The 2275-nt window shown below is 64.4% G+C and carries 5 protein-coding genes; all 5 read left to right on the top strand.

Going from position 1 to position 2275, the window contains the following annotated elements; all coding sequences use genetic code 11:
• Positions 1-459, top strand: a 459-nt coding sequence (locus QZ281_RS11600) for a UbiA family prenyltransferase (protein WP_292228511.1), incomplete at its 5' end; no start/stop codon positions are given.
• The gene (locus tag QZ281_RS11595) at positions 460-645 is read left to right on the top strand and encodes a hypothetical protein (RefSeq protein ID WP_292228509.1); all 186 of its coding nucleotides are present in this window, start codon (positions 460-462) and stop codon (positions 643-645) included.
• Entirely contained in the window at positions 642-1178 is a 537-nt protein-coding gene (locus QZ281_RS11590) for a cytochrome c oxidase assembly protein (protein ID WP_292228507.1), read from the top strand. Before QZ281_RS11595 ends, QZ281_RS11590 begins: the two co-directional genes overlap by 4 nt.
• On the top strand, positions 1179-1601 hold the full coding sequence (locus QZ281_RS11585) for an NUDIX domain-containing protein (RefSeq protein ID WP_292228505.1): 423 nt from the start codon (positions 1179-1181) through the stop codon (positions 1599-1601).
• Between the two features lie 77 nt (positions 1602-1678).
• Complete coding sequence (locus tag QZ281_RS11580; RefSeq protein ID WP_292228504.1) at positions 1679-2269, top strand: hypothetical protein; 591 nt, start codon at positions 1679-1681, stop codon at positions 2267-2269.
• The last annotated feature ends 6 nt before the right edge of the window (positions 2270-2275 follow it).

Below are 2275 nucleotides of genomic sequence, written 5' to 3'. Positions count from 1 at the left end.
AGCGTTGAGGCGTGGATTTTATTCCTGGTGGTGTTCCTGTGGACCCCGCCGCACAGCTGGGCGCTGGCGCTGTATTCGGCGGGCGACTACGCCAAGGCGGGCATTCCGATGATGCCGGTGGCGCGCGGCGCCAAGTCCACCCGCCTGCAGATCCTGATCTACACCCTGATCTTCGTGCCGGTGGCGATCGCACCTGCCGTCGCGGGCATGGGCGGGCTGATCTATGGCGTGGTGTCGGGCGTCGGCGGCCTGGCCTTCCTGGGCCTGGCGGTCCGTCTGTTCCGTTCGCGTGCGGGCGATGAACCTGACAAGGCTGAAGCCGTGGGACGTGAAGCCGCATTGTATGACGTGCGCGCTCAGGCCAAACCTGCGCGCGACCTGTTCGCCTTTTCCATCCTCTATCTGATGGCGCTGTTCTCGGCGCTGCTGGTCGAGGCCCTGTCGGGCCTGGGAGTGTAAATGATCATTCTGTCCCCTGAAGAAGTGCGCGCGCGCAAACGCCGCAATCTGTGGATCGCCCTGGGTCTGGTAGCCTTCATCGTTCTGGTCTTCACCACCACGGTCCTGCGCCTGCAGCAGAATCAGGCCGATGAGCGTGCGCTGCTGGAAAGCCAGTCGGCCGGAGCGACGAGGGTTGTGAAATGAATGCCGGCCGCAAGAACCTGATCGCCATCATCTGCGTCTTCACCGTGATGGGGATGACCGGCGCGGCGTTCGCGGCGGTGCCCCTGTACAAGATGTTCTGTCAGGTGACCGGGTTCGGCGGCACGACGATGAAGGCCGATGTGGCGCCCGACACGGTGCTGGATCAGACGGTGCTGGTGCGGTTCGACACCAATGTCCGCGGCCTGCCCATGACCTTCAAGGCCGAGCAATCGACCCAGCGGGTGCGCATCGGTGAGACGGGGCTGGCCTATTTCGATGTGACCAACACCTCGGACAAGCCGATCATGGTCCGCGCCAGCTACAATGTGTCGCCGGAATACACCGGACCCTATTTCCAGAAGCTGCAGTGCTTCTGCTTCACCGACCAGACGCTGGCTGCCGGTGAGACGCGCAAATTCCCGATGCAGTATTTCATCGCCCCCGAACTGGCGACGGACCGCGAGGCCAAGGGCGCGCGCGACATCACCCTCAGCTACACCTTCTATCCGTCCGTCGACGCCCCGACCGCGTAAGTGGCCAAGCCCGGTGTTGATTTCCCCGGCGTCGGCTGCGGGCTGGTGATCCAGCGCGCCGACGGTCGGGTTCTGCTGTGCAAGCGGCTGAAGGCGCCGGAGGCGGGCTTCTGGAACATTGTGGGCGGCAAGGTCGACATGATGGAGCACTCCGCCGAAGCCGCCCGACGCGAAGCCGAGGAGGAATCAGGCCTGAAGATCGGCAGTGTCGACTTCTTGTGCCTGTCCGAGGAGATCATTCCCGCCGACGGCCAGCACTGGGTGTCGCTGATGTATCTGACCCGCGACTTCACCGGCGAGCCGTCCCTGACTGAGCCGGACAAGCTGTCGGACATCGGCTGGTTCGACCTGAATGATCTGCCGCAGCCGCTGTCCGCCTTTTCGGTCAAGGCGTTCGCCGCCCTGAAGGCGCAATCCATCTAGGTCAAACCGGCGCCGTTTGCGTCGTCGCGCGTTCCGGCTCAGCCTGTCGTTTCGACAGGCGATAGGGGAGGCGGCGTATGCGTGGTCTGGACTTCAGTTCCTGGCAAAATCTTCTGGTCACCATATTGGGGCTGGCGCTGGTGACGCTGATCGGCATGGGCATCCGGCTGGTGATGATGTTCACCATCCAGCAACGCCGCGAGCGGATGAACCGCCAGATCAACGAGCGGCTGAAGACCCTGATCGCGGCCTATAAGGTGCTGGGCGGCTCCTTCACCGGCGACCTGACGGTGGACCCCACCCACAGGCGCGCGCTGCGTCAGGCCGATCCGGCGCAGGCGTCAGTTGATCTGAGCGCCGTCACGGTGGAATCCTCCGACCGGGCGCGGCGCATTCGCGATGCGGTGGAGGCGGCGCTGTCGGACATCATCCTGCTGGGCACCGAACCGCAGGTCAGGCTGGCTCAGCGGGCGGCTGTGGAACTGGTGGCGGGCCATCCTGTCCAGACCCATGACCTGGTGGTGTCGTTGCGCGACTTTATCCGCGAGGCGCTGCAACTGGACCCCATTCCCAAGGACATCGTTATTCCCACGCAAGGCCCAACCCGCCCCGGCTCAGCAGGCGGCGGCAAGGGCGGGGCTGGAGGCCAAACTGGTATGTTCCCATGAATAGTG

The organism is Brevundimonas sp., assembly GCF_018608325.1.
GTDB lineage: Bacteria > Pseudomonadota > Alphaproteobacteria > Caulobacterales > Caulobacteraceae > Brevundimonas.
This window is presented reverse-complemented; position numbering and strand designations above follow the sequence as displayed.